The 23,399-nt window shown below is 46.2% G+C and carries 18 protein-coding genes; all 18 read right to left on the bottom strand.

Going from position 1 to position 23,399, the window contains the following annotated elements; all coding sequences use genetic code 11:
• Positions 1 to 102 precede the first annotated feature (102 nt).
• The 18 genes from MHH93_RS17015 to MHH93_RS16930 all read right to left on the bottom strand — a co-directional run bounded on the left by MHH93_RS17015 (position 103) and on the right by MHH93_RS16930 (position 23,398).
• On the bottom strand, positions 103 to 1,635 hold the full coding sequence (locus MHH93_RS17015) for a peptidoglycan DD-metalloendopeptidase family protein (RefSeq protein WP_500054956.1): 1,533 nt from the start codon (positions 1,633 to 1,635) through the stop codon (positions 103 to 105).
• 489 nt (positions 1,636 to 2,124) lie between these two features.
• Positions 2,125 to 2,880 (bottom strand): class I SAM-dependent methyltransferase, encoded by a 756-nt coding sequence (locus MHH93_RS17010; protein WP_500055128.1) that lies wholly within the window; start codon positions 2,878 to 2,880, stop codon positions 2,125 to 2,127.
• Between the two features lie 409 nt (positions 2,881 to 3,289).
• Complete coding sequence (locus tag MHH93_RS17005; protein WP_500054955.1) at positions 3,290 to 4,057, bottom strand: hypothetical protein; 768 nt, start codon at positions 4,055 to 4,057, stop codon at positions 3,290 to 3,292.
• 222 nt (positions 4,058 to 4,279) lie between these two features.
• Positions 4,280 to 5,566 carry an adenylosuccinate synthase gene (locus MHH93_RS17000; protein WP_433749216.1) on the bottom strand — a complete coding sequence of 429 codons (1,287 nt, stop codon included), beginning with the start codon at positions 5,564 to 5,566 and terminating at the stop codon, positions 4,280 to 4,282.
• 444 nt (positions 5,567 to 6,010) lie between these two features.
• The gene (gene dnaB, locus MHH93_RS16995; RefSeq protein WP_253442260.1) at positions 6,011 to 7,372 is read right to left on the bottom strand and encodes a replicative DNA helicase; all 1,362 of its coding nucleotides are present in this window, start codon (positions 7,370 to 7,372) and stop codon (positions 6,011 to 6,013) included.
• 1 nt (position 7,373) lies between these two features.
• Complete coding sequence (rplI, locus tag MHH93_RS16990) at positions 7,374 to 7,817, bottom strand: 50S ribosomal protein L9 (RefSeq protein ID WP_036611925.1); 444 nt, start codon at positions 7,815 to 7,817, stop codon at positions 7,374 to 7,376.
• Positions 7,814 to 9,805, bottom strand: a complete 1,992-nt coding sequence (locus tag MHH93_RS16985) for a DHH family phosphoesterase (RefSeq protein ID WP_500054954.1) — start codon at positions 9,803 to 9,805, stop codon at positions 7,814 to 7,816. Before MHH93_RS16985 ends, rplI begins: the two co-directional genes overlap by 4 nt.
• Before the next feature lie 11 nt (positions 9,806 to 9,816).
• The gene (locus MHH93_RS16980) at positions 9,817 to 10,737 is read right to left on the bottom strand and encodes a DUF2232 domain-containing protein (protein WP_472475414.1); all 921 of its coding nucleotides are present in this window, start codon (positions 10,735 to 10,737) and stop codon (positions 9,817 to 9,819) included.
• Positions 10,734 to 11,036 (bottom strand): MazG-like family protein, encoded by a 303-nt coding sequence (locus MHH93_RS16975; RefSeq protein WP_017691445.1) that lies wholly within the window; start codon positions 11,034 to 11,036, stop codon positions 10,734 to 10,736. The genes MHH93_RS16980 and MHH93_RS16975 overlap by 4 nt, the downstream gene beginning before the upstream one ends.
• 264 nt (positions 11,037 to 11,300) lie before the next feature.
• Entirely contained in the window at positions 11,301 to 11,726 is a 426-nt protein-coding gene (locus tag MHH93_RS16970) for a CBS domain-containing protein (protein ID WP_440390867.1), read from the bottom strand.
• A 183-nt stretch (positions 11,727 to 11,909) separates the two neighbouring features.
• Positions 11,910 to 12,944 carry an LCP family protein gene (locus MHH93_RS16965; RefSeq protein WP_500054953.1) on the bottom strand — a complete coding sequence of 345 codons (1,035 nt, stop codon included), beginning with the start codon at positions 12,942 to 12,944 and terminating at the stop codon, positions 11,910 to 11,912.
• Positions 12,945 to 13,188: 244 nt separating this feature from the next.
• Complete coding sequence (locus MHH93_RS16960) at positions 13,189 to 14,772, bottom strand: MFS transporter (RefSeq protein ID WP_500054952.1); 1,584 nt, start codon at positions 14,770 to 14,772, stop codon at positions 13,189 to 13,191.
• 230 nt (positions 14,773 to 15,002) lie between these two features.
• Entirely contained in the window at positions 15,003 to 17,438 is a 2,436-nt protein-coding gene (locus MHH93_RS16955) for a S9 family peptidase (RefSeq protein ID WP_500054951.1), read from the bottom strand.
• Between the two features lie 130 nt (positions 17,439 to 17,568).
• Positions 17,569 to 18,459: a D-alanyl-D-alanine carboxypeptidase family protein gene (locus MHH93_RS16950; RefSeq protein WP_500054950.1), complete on the bottom strand. Its 891-nt coding sequence runs from the start codon at positions 18,457 to 18,459 to the stop codon at positions 17,569 to 17,571.
• Between the two features lie 252 nt (positions 18,460 to 18,711).
• The gene (locus MHH93_RS16945) at positions 18,712 to 20,541 is read right to left on the bottom strand and encodes an oligopeptide ABC transporter substrate-binding protein (RefSeq protein ID WP_500054949.1); all 1,830 of its coding nucleotides are present in this window, start codon (positions 20,539 to 20,541) and stop codon (positions 18,712 to 18,714) included.
• Between the two features lie 19 nt (positions 20,542 to 20,560).
• Positions 20,561 to 21,466: an ABC transporter permease gene (locus tag MHH93_RS16940; RefSeq protein WP_500054948.1), complete on the bottom strand. Its 906-nt coding sequence runs from the start codon at positions 21,464 to 21,466 to the stop codon at positions 20,561 to 20,563.
• 29 nt (positions 21,467 to 21,495) lie between these two features.
• On the bottom strand, positions 21,496 to 22,458 hold the full coding sequence (opp4B, locus tag MHH93_RS16935; protein ID WP_017691437.1) for an oligopeptide ABC transporter permease: 963 nt from the start codon (positions 22,456 to 22,458) through the stop codon (positions 21,496 to 21,498).
• Positions 22,459 to 22,465: 7 nt separating this feature from the next.
• On the bottom strand, positions 22,466 to 23,398 hold the full coding sequence (locus tag MHH93_RS16930; protein WP_074092894.1) for an ABC transporter ATP-binding protein: 933 nt from the start codon (positions 23,396 to 23,398) through the stop codon (positions 22,466 to 22,468).
• Position 23,399: the final 1 nt, after the last annotated feature.

Genomic DNA, 23,399 nt, shown 5'->3' with positions numbered 1-23,399 from the left:
ACATCCCGATCCGAGGCTTGAAAGGTCTTTCATTTGAAAATTTTTTACAGCAGCAAAAAACAAGGCCGGCATCATAGCCAACCTTGCTTTCCTTAAGCTCTATTAGTTCAGATACGTTAACGGATTTTCTACCGTTCCATTCTTAATAATCTCAAAATGCAGATGTGTTCCGGTCGAACGACCCGTGTTGCCCATAACGCCGATACTCTCGCCTTTTTCAACCACTTGTCCAACCTTAACGCCAATGCTGTCCAAATGTCCATACAGTGTTTCGTACCCGTTACGGTGGTTAATAATGATGACATTACCATAACCGCTTTTCTGTCCTGCAAAAGTAATTACACCCTCGTCAGACGCTTTCACATCGCGGTTACCTACCAGATCGACACCTTTGTGCTGGCGACCCCAACGTTGTCCAAAGCTGCTGCTCATCGTTGCATTGGATACCGGCCAAGCAAACTCACCAGTACCCTCACCAACGACTTTTGTTCCGCTAAGGACCACTTCAGTTACAGCTGCTTTAATCACTTCCTGACCAAGCCACTCTTCCTGAATCACTTCACCATTTTCTTTGGTTATGCGGTACTGCATGCTTTTCAAGCCGCTTTGTCCTGGGCGCACGACTTTTGTGGTACCTGCTTTCAACTCAGCACTTTTGCGCACTTCTACTTGCGGTTTGATCTCAATCTGCTCAACAACCTGCTCAACCGATTTAACGGTTATCGCCGGTTTCGGAACGGTCAGGGTCAGTTCGTCTCCGATTTGAAGCGACGTTTCCTTGATGCCCGGATTGTGCTGGCGAATCTCGCTTTGTGTAATTTCATACTTGGCAGCGATCGACGAGATTGTATCTCCTTCACGAACCACATAAGTTACAGGCGCGTCTTTACCAACGGTTAATGCTTTAACCGCCTCGGACACATCCCATATTTTGTTTGGATCAGCCTTCACCACATCCGTCGCTACATCTTCCTTGATGCCTACCGACTTCAGGGTTGTACTTGGTCCCTCGTCTTTCTTCGAGGAATTAGCCGATACCGACTTCGTCTTCAGCGAACTTCGCACAGCCGATGCCGATATGTATTTGCTTTGCACTTGTTCCAGAATTGCATCAGCTGTTGCCTGATCCTTCACAATACCAATGACTTCACCGTCCACCTTGAGCTCCACACCCTTAGCATAGGCTGTCAGCATGTTGCCCAGTTTGTCCAGCGTCTCGTCACTGTTCACTTCAGGTTTGTACGCTCTTACTGTTTCGGTTGTGATGCCATCCGTGTTCAGCACCATCTCTGCATCCGGATATTTATGTTGATATTCCTCGGTTTTGTCTGTAAATAGTTGTTGTAATTGTGCTTCATCTGCAATGGTACCAATCTCGCTACCTTTAACCATTACTTTATAATACGGCACCGTGTTTGCAGTAACATATTGTTTACCTGCGAACCCGAGCGATGCTGCGATGAATACACCACATGCTGCTGTAATGATCCATTTGCGCGAGGCCAGAACGCGCTTCTTATTCACACTGAAGGTGGACATGCTCATGTTGTTTTTGTCTTCGGCCGTCCGGTGTTCCCCGGATTGTTCGTGTACCCGGTTTTTGCCCGGTTGGCGTATGCCTCTGAAACCTTTCATGATTCTCTCCTTTTCAGCACTTCTCAGTTCGCATTTCTGTCAAGACATCACCCATCGTGTCTGTCCCATGCTCGTTGATACTTGTATTGGGTGTCCGCAAAATCAGGACTTTAGCTGCGTACGTAAAAGTGTCAAAATTTTAACCTTTTATCACACCCGTATACTTTAACACAGGTTTTACACTCATTTCAACTCTACACGTCACAGCGCAAAGCCACGCCACGCTTGGTTTCCCTGAATTATCCATAAGATAGTATGGCTGATTCAACATCCATTATGCCTCAATACCCGCGATATGATGTACTTTTGTTTGGCGTTTAAGACTAGGTTCTAAGACCCAGTGAAATATGCTTTGTTTTTCATAAAAATACAAATAAAAATCCCTCACCAGATCAACTCTGATAAGGGATTACGTAAACAAATCGGTTTATCGTTTATTTTAAACTGGATTTCATCTCATGCCATAATAGAAAGTTAACTTTCATATCTCTATTCTTTGACTGCAAGAATTAAAAATCGCTTCTGCTGCACTTCCCAAAATCCATTGTGTTCCATCTCCATATGAATCTCCATTAATTGCTCACGGAAAAGTTGTTCCTTAAAATCAGGTACTTGCCACGGGATGGTCTTCAGATAATAGACCAGTGCTCCTATATCATAGAAACGTTGCGCGGGGGCAGCTTCGCGTTGCTCCAGAATACGGAATCCAGACTGTTCCAGCTGAATAACAGCACTTTCCAGCTCCCATCCAGCGTAATCCGCTGGCATAGGAATGCCGAGCCGATCATTAATTTGCCTGCAATCTGACCAACCTACCTGTTGAGTTAGAAACAGTCCACCTGCCGTTAAAATCCGCCTAACTTCCTGCTCTTCATACGACTCATGCCGATTAAGAATCAGATCGAATTCCTCGTCTTCGAAAGGAAGTTGCGAATCATCAGTCACGGGAAGCACTTTTACGCCTAACGGTTGTAAACGTTCCTCTGCAAGCGTTATATTCGGGAGATAGCCCTCGGTCGCACATGTGTATGGAGGAAGTGGAAGGAGCCTGGACAGCATTTCTCCTCCGCCAGTCCCCATGTCAAGCATTCGTTCTGCCTGACTCAACAATCTGCGGGCCATCGTTCCATATGACCAAGGCAGCATTCCGCTCTGAAGTCGCTCGCTTCCTGTTACATAGCTAAAATCCCAGCCACTAAACGGCCGTTCCGCCTCTTGCATGCCTTGCTCATATCGCGCATTCATCGCCTCGGTAAACGCTTCTACTGACATTTCTGAATTAGTATGATAAAAGTTCATGTTCAATAAAACCTCCAATTCGTGTATTCATAAACACAAGTCCATCGTATCTCTTGAATGCACATATGAATGGAGGTCCACGAATTGGACTGGAGGTTTCTGCAATATTGCCTGAACGTTTTTATATGTCGTGTTCTTTACCTTTATATTTCATGCCATCTTCCCTCCTACTTAGGCTAATAAAATAAACATAAGCACTCTTTGCTCCTAAACGGAATACTTCACTATCTAATTATTCCTGTGTATAATTCCCAGTATTTATTTAAATTAGATTATATTCAATCGTCATCTTGATGTCCATTACATTATGAATCAGGCAATGCCCAACCAGAGCACGCCTGCTTACCTTCCAATCTTATTCTGTTTGTAGTACTTCCATCAGGTTGTCGTACTCTTCACTGGTCAGGTACTTCGAGATCACCTGTTCAATCTCACGTAGTTCCTGTTCCGTTAGGCCACCTTCCATGGCGCCTGAGATCTGCTGCATTTCTTTTTGCGGCAGCTTATTCATGAGCAAGCTGAAGATTTTTTCTTTCTCCTCTGCGGGCAGTTTGTCCTTGGCTCCTGTGATGTCATCCGGTGATACAACAATGGCATCATTGCCTGAGGAAGCACCGCCGCTAGCCGCTCCGGTTCCGTTCCCCGAAGCTGAACCGCTTCCCTGGGCTGTTCCTGCCTCATTGCCCGTGCCTGTATCCGTCCCATTGCCTGTACTTGCGCCTGAATTTGATCCTACGGTCGTATCTGTACCTGAATTTTCACCTGCGCCCTCGCCCGAGCCATTCCCTTGAGACGCATCGCTGCCTGTCTCTACGCCAGATTCACCGCTCTCTGTCCCATTGCCCATAACTGAAACAGCATCTTCTGGAACCTGCTCTTCGTCCGCTCCTGTCGGCTGATCTGTCGTTCCATTTCCCGATTTATTCCCCTCACTGGTTTTACCACCCAAGGCACCCTGGAACATGGCGGTTAACCCCATGGGTTGACCTTCCCACTGAATATTGAAACTCGCGAGTAGCGACTTCGCATATGACTGTACAATTAATCCGGTCGTAAGCAGTGTCAGTGAACTGACCAGCAACACGGTTAGCACGATTTTGACAAACCACACAAGCAACTTCATTCCGGTTCTCTCCCTCCGATTATCCCACCCGTCTAGCATGTGCATGTCGGGGTCTGTGACTCTACTGTTAACCAGTATTGACGGAAATCTCGGGATTATATCCGAAAAACATACAAAAAACCTCCAATCATCGCTATAAAAGCAACAACTGGAGGCTATACTGCCCGAATCGGCAAAGTATTCTATTGTATAATTCAAGAAAAAATCTCTCTATTTTTTCAATTACTCGTAGATTGGGAGAACTTGATTCGTTTGCTCACGGTTACGACCAACAGAGAAGATGGCGATTGGAATGCCTGTCAGTTCGGAAACACGTTTTACATAATTCTGTGTGTTTACTGGCAGGTCTTCAAGTTTCTTCGCTCCAGTGATATCTTCACTCCAGCCTGGCATCTCTTCATATACCGCTTCACATTCAGCCAACATTTTGAGGCTTGCCGGATAGTGTGTGATGATCTCGCCGCGGAATTTGTATCCTGTGCAGATTTTTACGGTTTCCAGACCTGTCATTACGTCCAGAGAGTTCAGGGACAGACCTGTAATTCCACTAACCCGACGCGCGTGGCGAACAACAACACTATCGAACCAACCCACACGACGTGGACGTCCAGTTACCGTACCGTACTCATGTCCCGTCTCACGGATTTGGTCGCCGATTGCATCATGCAATTCTGTAGGGAATGGGCCATCTCCTACACGAGTTGTGTAGGCTTTGGCTACCCCAATAACTTGCTGGATACGAGCCGGGCCTACGCCAGAACCGATACATACGCCACCTGCGGACGGATTGGATGATGTAACAAATGGATAAGTTCCTTGATCCAGATCCAACATAACGCCTTGTGCACCTTCGAACAATACTTTTTTGTTCTCATCAATATACTCGTTCAGAACAACGGATGTATCACGTACGTAAGGACGCAGAATTTCTGCATATCCGAGGTAATCTTGCAGAATCTCTTCCACATCAACAGGCTGACCGCCGTAGACTTGCTCGATGACACGGTTTTTTTCTTTGACCAGGTGACGCAGTTTCAGTTCGAAATCTTCAGCATCAAGCAGGTCAACCATCCGAATACCAATACGAGCTGATTTGTCCATGTAACATGGGCCAATTCCTTTGCCAGTCGTACCAATTTTGTTCGGGCCTTTGCTCTCTTCTTCCAGTGCATCCAATACCATGTGATATGGCAGGATAATATGTGCACGCTCACTGATAGACAGGTTCTTCGTTGTGAAATCATTGTCATGAATATAGTTAATTTCTTCGATGAGTGCCTTCGGGTTGATAACCATTCCGTTACCAATGACACACGCTTTATCCGTGTAGAAAATCCCTGATGGAATCATCGTCAGTTTATATTTTTTGTTATCAATCAGAATTGTATGACCCGCATTGTTACCACCTTGATAACGAGCCACCACATCAGCGCTCTCCGCCAAATAATCCGTGATCTTACCTTTTCCTTCGTCTCCCCATTGCGTTCCCACTACAACTACCGTTGACATAGTTAACATTCCTCCGTGGGTGCCTTGCGCACCTTTGTATTGGTCTGTCCGTCCTCTATCCCGGCAGGCATGTTACGCAATAGACCGACTGAGAAGCGTGCTAACGGACAGTAAAAATGTCCTTCCGTTACATTCAAGGGAAGGTTTGCGCTGCTTTAACGCAGCAATATTAGTGTACCAGTACCCTTTTTCAAAGTCAAATCAAATGGCGAACAATTAGATATAGTACAACCGTAATGTTCGGGAATTGCCCACTATTTCGACACAAAAAACCGGAGACTTCAGCCCAAGCTTGCTTGACTGCTATCACCGGTTCAAGGATACCCATTTCAAAGTGAATCTATATCTGGTATTTATAACACATGTTTGAGTTCAGTTGCTCTAATAGTTGATCTTCGGGACAGACGAGTTTGCTTCCTGATCGGAGCCGTCAGCACCTGCCCGTTACATCGCGAAGGCATCATTATGTGCCCTCTCGTAATTGACGAATTTATTAAAGTTTTTCAGGAAGACCAGTTCTACCGTACCTACCGGACCGTTACGCTGTTTGGCGATAATGATCTCGATAATATTTTTCTTCTCGGTATCCTGATTATAGTAGTCATCCCGATACAGGAACGCTACGATGTCGGCATCTTGCTCGATCGAACCCGATTCCCGCAAGTCACTCATCATCGGACGTTTATCCTGACGTTGCTCTACACCCCGGCTGAGCTGAGACAAGGCGATCACTGGAACTTCCAGTTCCCGGCCAATCTGCTTCAGTGTACGTGAGATCTCGGATACCTCTTGTTGACGGTTCTCCCCGGCTTTACCGCGTCCACTAATCAATTGGAGGTAGTCAATCAGAATCATACCCAGACCTTTCTCCTTCTTCAGACGACGGCATTTGGCACGAATATCGGCTACCGTAATACCAGGTGTGTCATCGATATAGATATTGGCTTCGTTGAGAGCTGCAATACCCATCGTCAACTTCTGCCAATCTTCATCCCCTTTGAATTCCCCTGTACGAAGAACTCCGGCGTCCAGGTTGGCTTCCGCACAGATCATCCGTTGTACGAGCTGTGCAGCCGACATCTCCAGACTGAAGATGGCTACCGTTTCTTGCGCCCGGATACCTACATTCTGAGCGATATTCAAGGCAAAGGCCGTCTTACCTACGGATGGACGCGCCGCTACAATGATCAAGTCACTGCGTTGGAAGCCGGCAGTCATCTTGTCCAGATCGATGAAGCCGGAAGGGATGCCCGTTGTTGTTCCCCGGTTCTGATGCAGCGTTTCGACTTTATCGAACACTTCCATCAATACGTCCTGAATGGCTATAAAACCACTACTGGAGCGACGATTGGAAATCTCCAGAATGCGACGTTCAGCTTCTCCGAGCATAGCTGCAACATCTTCGCCGCCTGTATAGCCTTCGCTTACGATCTGTGTAGCCGTACGAATCAGACGACGCAGCATCGATTTCTCTTCAATAATCTGAGCGTAATAGTCTACGTTCGCGGCTGTAGGTACACCGTGGGCCAGCTTAGCCAGATAACTAACGCCGCCGATGTCCTCCAGCTCACCTTTATCCTTCAGAAGCGAAGTCAGTGTCACGAGGTCAATCGGTTGATTCCCCTCACCCAGCTGAATCATCGCTTCGAAAATTAATTGATGGGGCTTATCGTAGAAATCCTCGGTTTGCACCCGTTCCATCGCTGTAATCAGGGCCTCGCCCTGCAACAGGATTGCACCCAGCACGGCCTGTTCGGCTTCCAGGTTCTGCGGGGGAATCCGGTCGAATAACATTTCGCCGCCCATCTTACTCTTCCGTTACCTGTACCTTCAAGGTTGCCTTCACTTCAGGGTGAACCTTGACAGTTACTTGTGTTACGCCGAGTGTACGAATAGGCTCGTCCAGCTCAATTTTGCGTTTGTCTACTTTCAGACCCTTTTTAGACAAAGCTTCAGCGATCTGTTTGCTGGTAATGGCACCGAACAGACGACCACCTTCGCCGGATTTGGCTTTCAGTTCAGTCACTTCTGCTTCCAGCTTCTTCGCGAGAGCTTCCGCTTCGGCTTTCTCTTCCTGTTTGAGTCTTTCTTCAGCCGCCTTCTGGTTGTCCAGTGTCTTCATGTTACCATCCGTTGCCAGACGTGCGATTCCCCGTGGCAGTAAGAAGTTCTGTGCGTAGCCCTCAGATACTTCTTTCACTTGCCCTTTCTTGCCTTGACCCTTCATATCTTTTATAAAAATGACTTTCATTCGAACAGCCCCTCTTCCTTTTCGATTTCAGCCAGTACGTTCGTCAGCCGTTTTTCTGCCTCTCCAAGCGTTCCTTCAAGCTGCACGGCAGCATTCGTCAAATGTCCGCCACCGCCCAGTCGTTCCATGACAACCTGAACATTCATGCGCCCCAGCGATCTCGCGCTGATGCCAATCAGTCCATCCGGACGCTCACTAATTACAAATGAAGCGACCACGTCAGTCATGTTCAGCAATGTGTCCGCCACTTGGGCGATCATCATCTGTGAGATCTTGTTACCAGGGTCCGTGACCGCCAGCGCAATGTTCCCATATACCATTTTAGCATGCTTTATGATTTCTGCCTTAGCAATATATTCTGACAGATCCTCTTTCATCAACCGCTGGACCATAATTGTGTCCGCACCGCTACGGCGCAGGAAGCCTGCCGCTTCGAACGTTCTGGAACCGGTGTGCAATGCAAAGTGCTTCGTATCCATCGTGATTCCGGCAAGTAAAGCCGTTGCTTCAAGCGGAGTGAATTGTACCTTGTCATGAATGTATTGCAAGAGCTCCGTTACCAGTTCCGCAGCCGAAGATGCGTAAGGCTCCAGATAGATCAACACAGCATCATTGATGAACTCCTCACCCCGACGATGGTGATCCACAACGACAACACGGGTTGCAGACTGTACCAGTTTCGGTTCCATGGTCATAGAGGCCTTGTGAGTATCCACCACAACCAGTAGCGTGTGCTCTGTCATCATCTGGGTTGCTTGTTCCGGTGACACAAATGCCTTGGACAACTTCTCGTCCTTGTTCACTTGCTCCATCATCCGTTCAATCGCTGGATTAATTCCATCCAGAACAATGCGTGCTTCCACATTGTACAGACTCGCCGCTTTCCATACCCCGATGGATGCACCGATTGCGTCCATATCTGGAATTTTGTGCCCCATGATGAGCACTCGATCGCTCTCCTGCATCAGATCACGCAGCGCGTGCGCAATAACGCGCGCTCTGACTCGTGTCCGTTTCTCCACGGCGTTGGACTTGCCACCATAGAAAGACAGACGTTGCCCCGATTTTACAGCGGCCTGGTCGCCACCGCGCCCAAGTGCCATGTCCAGGCTGGACTGAGCCAGTTCTCCCATCTCGCTGATGCTATCCGAACCAAACGCCAGTCCTACACTGAGAGTCATTGGCACTTTGAGGTCAGCCGTCATCTCCCGAACTTCATCCAAAATGACAAATCGGCTCTGCTCCAGTTCCTGCAAAGACTTATGATTCAGCATCAACAGATAACGATCCGAAGACAGCCGGCGCAGGTACACTTCGTACTGCTTGGCCCACGACGTAATCTCACTAGTCACACGGGCGATCAGCGCTGTACGCTGCTGGTCATCCATGCCCTGAGCAGCCTCGTCCAGATTATCCAGAACGAGAATACCCAAGGCAAGACGTTCATTTTCATATTTATCACGAAGAATGGCTAGCTCCGTAATTTCGTATACATATACATACCGCTCCTGCGGGTTATGAATAACTCCATAATGCCGATCATCCAACTGGAATTCATCATGGAACTCCCTGGATGAAGGTTCCTTGGCCCCATCCTTCTTCTCTTTAGGCTGAGGAAGTTTGGGAAACAAATTAAGTAACGGATTACCCACCATTGTCTTCTCCTGGAACATCTCCGCAACGAAGCGATTATGCCACTCTACCGTACGATCTTCGCTGTACAGCACAATTCCGAATGGAAGCATGCTGACCGCTTCCCCCTCCATCCGTTTGATCCGAATGGACAGGCCATTAATGTAGTCGTTAAGCTCACGGCGGAACGCGAGCTCCGCCTTAATCATGACGATTCCCAGCGCCGAAGCCAGTATCAGACTAATCAAACCAAGCGTCCAGTTATAAATGGTAACGAACATAACAAGCAACAGCAGCAGTATGAACGCCCATACGGTATAGTAGCCGTGCCAGCGTTTCTTCAGAAATTTAGGCAAGACTCATCACCCTATCGTTTTGATTTCGATATTGCCTCACGAAGCGGGAACGCCAGATCGATAATCCCGATAATCCGAAGCGGACCAATGAAGAATACCGCTGCCGCCAGGAAATAGGGTATAACCGGATTCCATTTCTTAGTATGTGAGAGAAAGAAGAAGAAACCGATCGCTTGAATCATGAAGCCCAGATTGATCAACGGCGACAGATTCATGGCAATCATGGTCCAGTATGTTCCATCACTTTGTCTGGAGATCACTTCGATCAACAGTGCAAGGAAATAATACCAGATTAACGCACGCGGCATACGCCACTCTCTCGCTGGTGGAAGCTTCGATACCACCACACCCATCACATTCAGAATCGGACGTGCAATGGCGTGCGTAATGAAGGCCATGACCATCGATGTGACAACGAGAGCAAACGGAATCATAAGCTGCGTTTGTTTGGCGACATCCTCGGTCATCTCCGGTGTCCACGCAAACCCGTTGATCATCTGATTAGATGAATTCGTTAACGGTTCAATGGTCAATTTGACTACATCTTCAATATAACTGGACAGGTCGAATTGGAAAATAACACTGCCGACCAAGAGCAACAACAAGTATTCTGCCAACATCATGCCACTTCCCGCCATCAGCGCAAACAGGGCCGATTTGCGTGTTTTGTACGCGTGACCCATAACGATCGCAGGCAGGGTAAAGATGAGCAATAGTAACAGATAGATGGGGTGGAATACGACCAAAATAACAGCTACAGGCACGAGATGCCATATAAATGATTTTAAAGACAATGAAGCATACAAAATAACTCCCGGAATCATCATAAAAAATATGGCAAGTACCGATAAAGGAGTTAACAGCGAAAGTAGCAAGAGCAGATAGACTGCGCTCCAAACAGCTGATTTAAAGCTAAATTTCAACAAATTCACCTCTTACGCATATGATCTTCTAGCGCGGAAATATCCTGGTACCAGTCTTCAAGCTGGTGACCTTCCTGTTTATGCTTTTTCAACTTCTCAACTAGCAGTGCATCCAGATCCTTGAAAGGAATACCGAGCCTGCGGCCCAATATGTAACTACTCATAATCAAACTGGCAAGACTGTCCCCGATTCGAGTTGTACTGCCTTCCCATAACGCCTTGAATAATCGGGATACCTGATCAAGCACTTCGGTTTTCAGCCATTCAATCACTTTAGCTCGTTTGGCTACATCCAGTTCTTTAGGCATATTGGCGAAAGTCACTCCCCCGAAAAAGCTTTATTCTCGATTATAGCATAAAAAGAGGGCCCGCAAAATTACCCCAAAAAGCGGAGAAATTCTCCGAAACTGATGTCAGGTACTTATGCGGAGTCCTCCGTACATCCTATTGAACTTTATATTTTGTGAAAAGCTTCGAATGCGCCCTTGATTCAAGACTTCTTAAGTTTAACATGATACCGGGCGGCTGTGATTATCCCTAATGACACAATAATGTTTAAATTCCGTACAGCTTCACTTGGCCTTGATCGATTCTTTGGCTACAATGCCCTCGCAGTACTCAATAATCTGACTCCGTCTGACAATACCAATGAAACGCTCCATGTCATCGACCACAGGAACAAAGTTCTGAACTTTAGCCAGATTAATCAGGTCTTCCATGTTGGCATCAATGGACACAGGTTTAATATCTAAGCGAAGTGGAACGTCTTTGAGCAAGAACTTTGAAGCGTTTTCAAATGTAATCTTTCCCTCGGCATTCTTCATATACCACAGTAAGTCGCCTTCGGTAACCGTACCAATATATTTGCCCTCTTTATTCAAAATGGGCACCGCCGTAAAACGATGATACTCCATCCGTTCCAACGTTTGCCGCAGCGTAGAATCCGACGTCACACACGTAACCTCTTGTTTGGGTAGCAGAAAAAATGCGATGTTCATACCCTTGTGTATCCTCCTTATGAATTTCTTCGTTCAACTTATCTCGCTCAACTTATATTATACGAATCAGAACGCAGGATGTTCCAAAAGGATCTTCGTTCTCGCTACAAAGAAAAAAACAGCAGCCCGCGAATAAACGTACTGCTGATTGTGGTCTACAACACATCATCGGTATGGAATTGGTTATTCAATCTTTTGTCGGTCAGGGATCATTACTTCACCAGCTGGGGTGGATTGATCCATCCAGTTGTTAATCAGCTCTTTGGCATATTGGACATCTTTCTCGTCAGCCTGACCATAATAGATACCATCTTTTTTCATCCCGTCACCAAGAATGGTGAAGCTTGAAATCTGCGGTTTCTCCTGAGTAAGCACCTGTTTAGCCAGGTCAATAATGAAAGAAGCTCTCATATCCGTCTGGAAGCTGTCTCCCATAATCTGAATCAATTCCGGAATTTTGGCGATTTGATTCAAGTTCAGCATCTCGTTCGCCATCGCATTGAGGAAGATCTGCTGCCGCTTGGTACGATTAAAATCGCTATCCTCACGATATCTTACATAATACAATGCGTCCTGGCCATCATAGATCGGCTTACCGCCTTCAATAGTGAATTGAACATGATTCGGGTTCTTGTTCACAATGTCCTCATCAATGGGCAGTTTTACACCACCAAGCGCATCAACCACTTTTTTGATTCCGTCAAAGTTGATCGTTGCATAATAACCTACATCAGCATCAAGGAATTTCTCCACCGTATTGATGGACATATTCTCCCCACCAAAAGCATAGGCATGCGCCAGCTTATCATAATCATCTACGCCGTCCTTGTTTGCATCCCGTCCCACAATCTGCACATACGTATCACGTGGAATGGATACCAGAAGTACACGGGATTCCTTGGGACGTACTACAGCATAGATGACGGTATCCGAACGTCCACGCGTCTTCTCATAGGCGCGTTTGTCCGAACCCAGCAGTAATACGGAGAAAGGTTCCTTACGATACACCGTTGGATCCGGCGTATTATTTCCTTCTTGTGGTACATAAGAGCGGGATAGCTGCTCTTCTACCGAACCGGCGAGAAACAGATCAAATGCCGCTACAGCCAGCTGTTGACGGAACAAATAACCTCCGATTAACAAAACAACAAGTGAAACAAGCGTTATATATAGGCCTTTTCTTCTTTTCTTCTTCTTATCTTTAGTTCTGCTTTTCATCCATCGATTCCTTCTTCACTATGAAAATGATAATCCATAATACCAATTAAACGCCTGGGATGCCTTGTGACTCGGTGTTCTCTGAAGTTTTCTCTCTTTGGAATCAAGACACCGCTTACGCTCGTTCTATTGTAATCATTGCGGGGGCAAGAAAAGTTACAATCCGGTTAAATTGAAAAGAACAGTGATTCCTTTTTGAGTTACAAAAAGTACACTGTTCTCTTCATTTCCACACGATATCTTATTAATTCGAGGATACACTTTTCACATGATGACCCTTCTCTTTATGACGCAGACGTCCCGTTATAAGCGCAGCCACCAGCGTAAGCACGCTGAATACGACCGCAGACCAGAAAAGCCCATTGTAACCCTGCCCTGTCGTTTGATGCACTGCTTGGAGCAATACATCACGGATCCCTTCATCAGGGATTTGGTTAAGACCTGCTGTCAGACCTGATACATCACTCCCGGATGCACCCGAAGCATATTGCTCCAGCATCTCAGGCGGCACCTGAATTCCTTTGTCAGCAAACCCCGTCTGAATATTGGACCCCAGATTAATGAAAGAACGTGCCAGGAATCCGGCAAAAATCGTAGGTGCAATAGCCATCGCCATCTGGCGGAATAACGAGCTGGTCGCTACCGCGATACCTTTGTTGTTCTCTCCCGCCTGTTCGGTGACAAGTACGTTAACTGGCGCACCAAGCATCATGCCAAAACCGATACCTACGAGCGTACTCGCGATGACAAATTGCCAGATATGCTCCACCCACAGTGGGAACAGCAGAAATCCAATGGCAGATAATATCCCCGCAACCGATAACGTCCAGATTGGCCCTTTGCGGTCAACGAGGTAACCACCTCCACCCGCCCCTATGCCGGATGCCAGCGCGAGCGGAGTAAACCAGTATCCTGAAGCCGTATTGGATACGCCGAGATACTGTTCAACAAAACCGGGAATAAAGATCACCGAGGCCAGAATGGCTCCGGAGAAAAAGGCGATCAGCAGCGTCCAGCGAAAGGACGCGATACCCAGAAGCTGTGTCGATACAACAGGTTCACGTTCGGATCCTTCCAGTCTTTTTTCCATGAAGTAAAAAAGTACCAGAATGATCACACCTGCCAAGAAGAAACCGTAGAACATTGGTGACCCCAGGCTTTGAAGCATGTTCACACCATCCAGATTGCTGAAGCTATACATTAAACTGAGTACACCTAGTGTCAGGACAGCGATACCGCTCCAGTCCACTGCTGCACGGTTCAGTTCTTGCTCTTCATGAATAAATCGAATACCTGCAATGAATAGCAAAATGGCGATAGGCACGTTAATCAGGAACAACCAATGCCAGTTGCCCGTAATGTCCAGTATGAAAGCACCAACATTGGGCCCCAAAATGGCGGCAACACCATTCATACCTCCGAGCAGACCCAGGGCAGTACCTTGACGCTCCACGGGGAACTTGCTTAATACGTACGAGCTGGCAATGATAAATATCCCCCCACCGCCCAAAGCTTGAATGACACGAGCGATCAGGAAGAAGGTAAACGAAGTACTAAGCGCAACGAGTAGGGACCCGATGCCAAACAACGCCACTTCAATCAAAAACAGTTTCTTGCGACCATAACGGTCCGATAGTTTACCTGCAATAGGAACACTCACTGCAAGCCCTAGTGTGTAGAGCGTAATTGTCCACGCCCCCCACGTTGGCGACACACCAAATGATGCATTCAAGGTGGTCAGTGAAGAGGTGATGATTCCGTTATCCAATGCAGCCATAAACACCCCTATGGCAAATAGGATTAACGGCCATTTCATTTGCTTTTGCATCACATGTTACCTCCCGATAAGATCTTAAATTCAGTATCGTACAGTTGGTCTGGTACATATATATTAAACCGAATTGAATAATAATGACTCACTGGTCATTTTAAAACAAAAGAAATCCATATGTCAATTTAATAATATGGCTATTGGGTTCATTTTGCCTCTAATTCGATAAAATAAAGCTGTCCCACAGATTCGGCCGAACCTGCGGGACAGTCCTCATGTCTAACGTATTATGGCTGCATCAGATGACGATTCAGGAATTTCTCAATCGCACGGTACAGATCAAGCTGATTCTCCACGTTTGCGAAGCCATGACCCTCATTGGTCTTTAACATATAGGGTACATCGACTCCACGCTTGCGTAAGGCTTCAACGATCTGGTCTGACTCAGCTTGTTTGACACGTGGATCATTAGCGCCCTGAACCACGAATAATGGAGCCTTCATCTGATCGATGTGGAAGAGCGGTGATATCGCCGTTAACAGTTCCTTGTCTTTCTCAGGATCTCCCACACGTTCATAGAACATACTGCGCTCTGACTCCCAATAAGGAGGTAAGGAATCCAGAAGGGTGAAGATGTTGGAAGGTCCAACATAGCTAATGCCCGCAGCATAGACCTCCGGTGTGAATGCCAGTCCTGCCAGAGCGGCATATCCACCGTAAGATCCTCCATATATGGCTACACGTTTTGGATCAATCGTCCCCTCTTCAACCAGCCAGTTTACACCGTCTGTGAGGTCGTTCTGCATGGCTTTGCCCCACTCTTTATTACCTGCATTCAGGAATTCTTTTCCGTATCCCGTGGAACCCCGAAAATTCACCTGTAGAACGGCATAGCCGCGACTTGCAAGGAATTGTATCTCAGGGTTAAAGCCCCATGAGTCACGAGCCCAAGGACCCCCATGTGGAACTACAACCAATGGCAAGTCGGAAGCCTCTGCTCCAGCTCCTTGAGGCAGTGTCAGATAACCATGAAGAGTTAAACCATCGCGTGACTTATACGTAATGGGCTTCATCTCCGACATTTGACTCTCATCAATCCATGGTGCGGCATCAGCCAGCTTATCAAGTTTGCCTGTTTTGGAATCATAGAAATAGTACGTGCCCATCGTTTTATCACTATACGCTACGAACAATACCTGGCCTTCCTCGCTTGCATTGCTGATGCTAACTTCCTTGCCTGGCACTTTCGCTTTAATGTCCTGCATTAACGCTTTGAACTCTTGATCAAAGAATTCATAGTTCACTTTATCAGTCTCATATACAGCAGCAAGAATCGTACCTTTTTCTTTGGAAGGAATGAAGTTGCTTACATCCACATCTTTATTTTCATAGATGGTCTTGGTTACCTTCTTGTTGCTTGGGCTGTACTCGACAATCGCCGTTTTATCTCGCTCCAAGTTGGATATGGCATAGATGTTTTTGTTATCATACGTGAACATGACTGGCGCAAAAGTTTCCCCGAGTTCCGTGGTCAGTATGGTCTCGAATTTCTGATCCTCTGACTCTCGATACAGTAACGAAGACACATTCCCATCACTGGATACAGCAACACGGATTTTCCCCTCATGGTCTGTCAGCCAGCCCGTAATATTACCCGGGTTCTCTGCGGCAAGTACAGCCTCCCCTGTCTTGATGTTAATCCGATACACATCGAAGATACGTGGATCACGCTTGTTCATACCCACCAGAATCTCGTCCGGGATATTCTCAAGCGGGTCTACCAGAATGGCTCTTGTGTTAGGATACGGCGTCAGATCCTTGCTGTTCTTGCCATCGATATCCGTGACATATATATGGTAATTTTCATCGCCTGCCTTATCTTGTACATAGAGCAGTTTTTCATTGGTTGCCCACGCAAATCCTGCAATATTTCGTTCAGTTTCGCTCGTAATCCGTACAGGCTTGTCCTGACCGTTCGCAGTAACTACAATATTCATGCGGTTGTTCCATGGCTCCAGGTAAGCAAGATGTTTACCGTCCGGCGACATCTGGAACCCTGCTTGAGCAGGCTGTTTGAAGAAGTCCTCCAGAGGAGTAAGACCATCCGATTTCACATTGAGTCCAAGCGCCAGATACAGTGCATCAGCGAATTCCCCATGGGTGACTGATTGTTTGGCGTTAAATGCGCTACCTTCGATAATAAAATGCTGTTTCACCCGCGCAGCGTCATCCGCATGCACTGCTGGAATCTGATCGGCATCACTGTATACGACCTGGATTCCATTATCCTTCAACTCAAATGCACGTGTGAACAACGATGCCATCTGTGCACGTGTAAGTGGAGCATCGGGAGCGTAGCCTTTGGCCTTCCCTTGAATGAATCCGCCTTGCTTTAATGCGTAGATGGCAGGCGCAGCTTCATTCTCCGGCAAAACATCTGCAAAACCTGTAAGTGATGCAGGCGCATCCAGTTGAAGTACACGTTGCAGAATGATTGCTGCCTCCGCGCGAGTGATTGGAGTCGTTAGTTGGGTCATGCCATCTGTAATGCCATCTATGTATCCCAGTTGTTGCAGTGTTTGTGTAGCCTTGGAAGCAATGGCCTCCGAGACTGAGGCAGTAGGTTTTACGGCTTCGGCCGCCTGTACAGCTGGTTGAATCAGTGCAATGGACATAGCCATCGTAAGCGTGAGAGCGTATACCTTTTTGCTAATCGTGTTCAAATAACTTCCCCCTTTAAAGTGAAATACAGAATAATTTGGAATTATACGTAAGTCATTTTACCACGATTAACCACAAGATAACAGTGAGAGGAGTCTCGCAGGTGATGCCTTGTGATGCCCTTGTTCACATTTACTTCGAGCCCGAAAATCCATAGTTGAATAGCTTCCGTGTCTCCACAAAACGTCCTTCACGAGTTTCTGTTCCAAATACAACTGAAATCAGTCTTTTGCCATCACGTTCAGCTGTCCCCACAAAATGATATCCGGAATCCTCATCATACCCGGTCTTCAATCCGTCATTCCCATCATAAGCATAAGGCCCACCAATGGAGGACAACATCCAGTTCGTATTGCTCATGTACATCCCTTTTTGATGCATGGAGACTTGCATTTGACTGGAGATTCTTAGAATCTCGGGATGGTTATTCAGCAGATATCGCGCAAGCTTGCACGCATCTATAGCCGTCATCAAGGTTTGCCCTTGTATTTCCCTCGGACGGTTAGGACCGAGCAGCTTTTCACTGAGGCCTGTTGAATTCCTGAATTTTGTATCCTCAGACAGCCCAATCTGAGTTGCTTTCTGATTCATCTGTTGCACAAAATTCTGCTCAGTACCACTGATATGTTCAGCCAGAGCAACTGCTGCATCATTCGCTGAGTATACAGCTACCACCTGGAACAACTCCTGAACAGTGAACTGTTCTCCCTGTTTCAAAGTCAATTGACTACCACCCACGGAACTGGCATATAGACTCACGTTAACGAGATCGTCCCACCGGATATCTCCATTAATTACAGCTTCCATTACTAACAATTCTGTCATCAACTTACTGACGCCTGCCGGAGCAATCTCTTGAGAACCGTTATAATCCATTAAGACCTGTTCGGAGTTCATATCCATTAATACTGCAGATTCAGCTTTTATTCCCGGTTTGCCTACCAGCATGTCCGGTTTTACACCCAAATATATAATGAGCAGCAGAGCCAGCAGCATACCTGCCCGTTTCCACCATTTTTTCATAAGATGATCACCTCTTACCTATATAGACGAAGTGAAGAGGCATTTTGTCTGCACTTTTTTGAAAAAAAGTTAAATTTTTTTTATTTTTTGGTTACAAAAAAAACATGAACCCCATACACCCATGCCAGAGTGTACAGAATCCATGTTTTGTAAGACACTTTAGTTCAATTTCCCAGGAGAATTCTTCATCATAATCTAGCAACCGACTTCTTAAAGGACCCCAATCCTTAAAGCTGCTAATGGAAGAAAGAATTACTCAGCTACAACTGCTTTGTCTCCATTAACTTGCAGGTCGCTCAAGTGAACGCCTGTGCCATCACCAATCGCATAGTTCATTACACGTTTGTTAACTGGTACTACAACTGCACGATAAAGTGTAGGGAATACAGGAACTTCATCTACCATGTATTGCTGCCATTGATTGTAGATCTCTTTACGCTTGTCTACATCAAATGCTTCTGCGGAGATACCTTGTGCCAGCAACTTGTCATTCTCTTCGCTGGAGAATCTGGAGAAGTTATACAGAGCATCACGGCCGTACAGGCCAGATGGATCTACGTCAATACCAACGCCCCATGCTGCTTGATACACATCAATGTTCGGATCATCTTTACCTGAGTTACCTACACGGTCATAGAAGCTGTTGAATTCAACCATTTCCAGGTTTACTTTCAGACCAATAGCAGCCCATGATTGAACATAATAACGTGCCAATGGTTCAGCTGTGTCGCCACCAGTCATAGATACAAAGTTGATTTCGAGTGGTGTTCCATCCGGATTCGTACGGAATTCGCCATCCAGTTTATAACCAGCCTCGTCGAGCAACGCTTTCGCTGCTTCCGGATCATACTTTACACCCGGATTACTGGAATCATGGAACTCTGGGTGAGACGGTGGAATCAGAGTTGTTGCATTCCAACGCAGGCCATTATAGAAACGTTTACCAACTTGATCGTTATCTACAGCCATCCACATTGCTTTACGCAAGTTTTTATCTCCCATTTTTGCTTCAGCATTGCTTTCAACTTTTCCGTTCTCTTCATCCCACGTACCCAGTTTGAAACCGATGTACGTATAGGCACGATCGATTGCACCCAGGAATTCTACGTTGGACAGGTTAGCATTGTCTTTGTATTGATCTGTCGGGAATGCATCCACAAGATCTACCCCGCCAGATTTCAGTTCTTGAACAACCGTTGTCGGGTTGATAACTTTCAGAGTCACTTTGTCCAGTTTCGGAGCCCCACGCCAGTAGTCTTCGTTCTTAACATAAGTTACAGACTCACCTGGAGTGATAACATCAACTTTAAATGGACCAAAACCAATTGGTTTTTCGCGTACTTCTTTGGAGGAAGACATTTTGGCTACATCCATATCTCCGAAGATATGTTTAGCGAGTGGATACGTCCATACACCACCTGTCAGCAGGGATGGAGTAGATTCTTTATACGTAATGCTGATTTGTTTGTCGCTCAGCACTTTAATACCTGAGATCGTTTTTGCTTTTCCCGCATGATATTCTTCCATACCTACGACACTAGTAAAGTTGGAGTCATAACGTGGACCATCATACGCTTTGTTACCAATCACTTCATAAGCAAACTGCAGATCTTCAGCCGTTACTGGCTTGCCATCATGCCAGTTCACATTGTCGCGAATGGTCAGTGTAAACGTTTTTCCGTCTTCTGATGTTTCATATGTGGCTGCACCTTCATTGGTGTATACATAGTCTTTATCCCAATCCAGCAAACCCTCATCAAACCATTCAAGAACCTTTACATCCGGGTTACCGGAATAGAAGTTGTAGTTGAGTGTACCTTCAAAAGCCGTATCCGATACAAGTCCGAATGTAATCGATCCACCCTCGATCGCAGTACCTTCATTCGTTTTGACATTGTTGAAGTCTTCAATGGAGTAAACGCCCTCTTCATTAGCAGGTTTTTCCTCCGTTTTTCCCTCTTCCGTGTTGTTGGTAGCAGGAGCTGGAGTAGCTGCTTCTTTCTCAGAGCACGCTGCGAGCACCAATACAAAGACCAACATCATCGTGAAAAATAGTCCCCGTGAAAATAATCCCTTTTTCATGAACCTTTCCTCCCTTTTTTTAACCTCTTCTTTGTCTTGCATCAGTCGCACGCTTTAGGGCTTGACCGACATTATTTATACTCAACATCAATACCAGAATCAGTACCGATGCGGGTAGCCATATCCACCATCTGGATTCCAGTGTTTGCGGATTACGTGCATAACTTACGAGTGTTCCAAGACTAGGCGTACTTTCGGGGAAACCAAACCCTAGGAAAGACAGCCCGGATTCGAGGCCAATGTTGGCAGCGAGATTCAATGTCATCGTTACGATGATAATAGAGCTCAGATTCGGAAGAACCTGTGAGAGCATAATCTTCAGATGGGAAGAGCCCAATGTTTTTGAAGCTTTTACATAGTCCAGCTCCCGTTCCTGTAATGCTTTGGAGCGAATCAATCTGGCAATACCCATCCAGAGAAATGCCGTCATGATTAGAGAGAACGAGATGATATTGTATTTCGGTACTGCAGTAACAAACGCGATAACAATCATCAACATCGGAAGGATCATGAAGAAGTCAACAACACGCATAAACAGGTTGTCTATCATTCCACCGAAATAACCGGATAAAAGGCCAATGAAGATACCTATGAAGCCAGTCATTAACGTTACGATAATTCCAATAGTTAGCGAGTTACGTGTACCGATGACCAGTTGGCCAAATACATCACGACCTCCATAGTCCGTTCCAAGCCAATATTGTGCAGAAGGTGGTTCATATAAGGCAAACAGATCCACGCGTACGATATCATCCTGATTCAGAATGAGAGACGTGCCATATACCAGCAACATGACCAAGCCCAAGAAAATGAGCGAGATTAGTGCCACCTTATCTCTGACAAGCTCCCTCCATAAAATACTCAAGCTGGAGGGGCTTTTATCAACTTTTTGTGAAGTTACAACTACCTCGTTGGCCTTGCTCATCTTGTTTTCACCCCGAAATCTTCAAGTTCTTACTTGATCCGTATACGTGGATCTACAATTCCCAGAATTATGTCAGACAGCAATGCCCCGAGAATGGAAGCTACGCCATATAACAATACAAGTGCAGTTACAACACTGAAGTCACGCAATGAGATGGAACTTAGGAACAACTGCCCCATACCTGGATAACTGAATATACTCTCGATAAACACCGTACCACCGATAAGTCCTGTAATCTCATATCCGAAGAATGCGGCGATCGGTAATAGGGAGTTTCTCAAAATGTGCCTGTTGTATATCCGGGATTCGGATGCACCCTTTGCTCTTGCTGTGATAACGAACTCCTTATGCTTGATATCAATGATTTCACTACGCAAATATTGAACGGTAGATACCGTCGTAATCAGTGCCATGGATAGAGCAGGTAATAATAGATGGTAGAACTTGCTCATGATATAGCTGAATGTGCCCGGTGTAAGCCCTGGCGCAACACTTCCTCCCGTCGGGAACCAGCCGAAATGGAATCCGAAGATCCATACCATCACCAGTGCGAAGATGAACAATGGAGCGGCGAAGCCCAAGTAGGTGTACCCAGTGATCAACCGATCAGACCAGGTATCGTTGTAACGACCACTGATGATACCCAGTGGAATAGCAATCAGGTACGTCAGTACAAGTGTCGCCAGTGCGAGCCAGAATGTGTTTGCTACACGTTGACCAATCAGGTCCGTAACGGGCATTTTGAAACGGAAGGATTGCCCAAAATCACCTTGGATGGCGTTTTTGATCCAGTCCCAATATTGCACGTACCAGGGATTATTCAATCCCAGTCTCTCTCGCTGGGCTTCCAATGCTTTGGGATCAACGCTTGGATCAAGCAATCCGGTTAGCGCGTCACCCGGCATGGCCTTAGCCATCAGAAAGACCAAAAGACTTAGTAAAAAGATCTGAGGGATCATTATGATAATTCTGCGTACTATCGTTTTCCACATATGGTCTTCAACCTTTCTGAGGTAGAGCTACTCGGTGAGTATCGGAAATGGATTTGAGCGAGTATGCAAGCCCTTCCTCATCAAAGAAATTTCGGTATGAATGTTCATACTCGGATTTGACCTGTTGACGGAAGGCTACCATTTCCTCTCGTTTGGTTGGGTCCATATCCGGAATGGCTGCAATCAGACGTTTCGTATAGATGTGTTGCGGATTCTCAAAAATATCATTCGTTGTGCCCTGTTCCACATATCGACCTTTATACATAATTCCGATCTGATCACACATATGACGGATGATGCCCAGATCGTGACTGATGAACAGATACGTCAGATTTAATTCTTTTTGGATTTCTTGCATAAAGTTGAGTACCTGAGCCTGTACTGATACGTCGAGTGCAGATACTGGTTCATCAGCGATAATCAGCTTTGGCTTCAGTGCAATAGCCCGTGCAATGCCGATTCGTTGACGCTGACCCCCTGAGAATTCATGCGGATATTTATAGATTGACTCCGGACTCAAACCAACCTTTTCAAGTAATTCTCTTACTTGTCTTTTCTCCTCGGTCGCTGTCAGACGCTCATAGTTACGAAACGGCTCAGCAATGATATCGATAACCCGCTTCTTTGGATTCAGTGATGAATATGGGTCTTGAAAAATCATTTGTACATCCCGTTGAAGCTGCCTGTTCTTGCGGCGCTCTGTAGCCAGATTTTTACCATTAAACAGAATCTTTCCGTCAGTGACATGGTTTAGCCCAATAATGGCTCTTCCTGTTGTTGTCTTACCTGAACCTGATTCGCCAACCAGACCATAGGTCTGCCCTTGTTCAATGGAGAAGCTAACATCATCAACAGCTTTCACACTGCCAATTTCCCGTTTAAGCAATCCACCGCGAATCGGAAAGTGTATCTTGAGTCCTTCTACTTCGAGTAATGCCATT

The sequence above is a fragment of the Priestia sp. FSL H7-0729 genome (assembly GCF_038005685.1).
In the GTDB taxonomy this organism is placed as follows: domain Bacteria; phylum Bacillota; class Bacilli; order Paenibacillales; family Paenibacillaceae; genus Paenibacillus.
The sequence above is the reverse complement of the archived record's forward strand: the minus strand, read 5'-3'. Positions and strand labels throughout refer to the sequence as shown.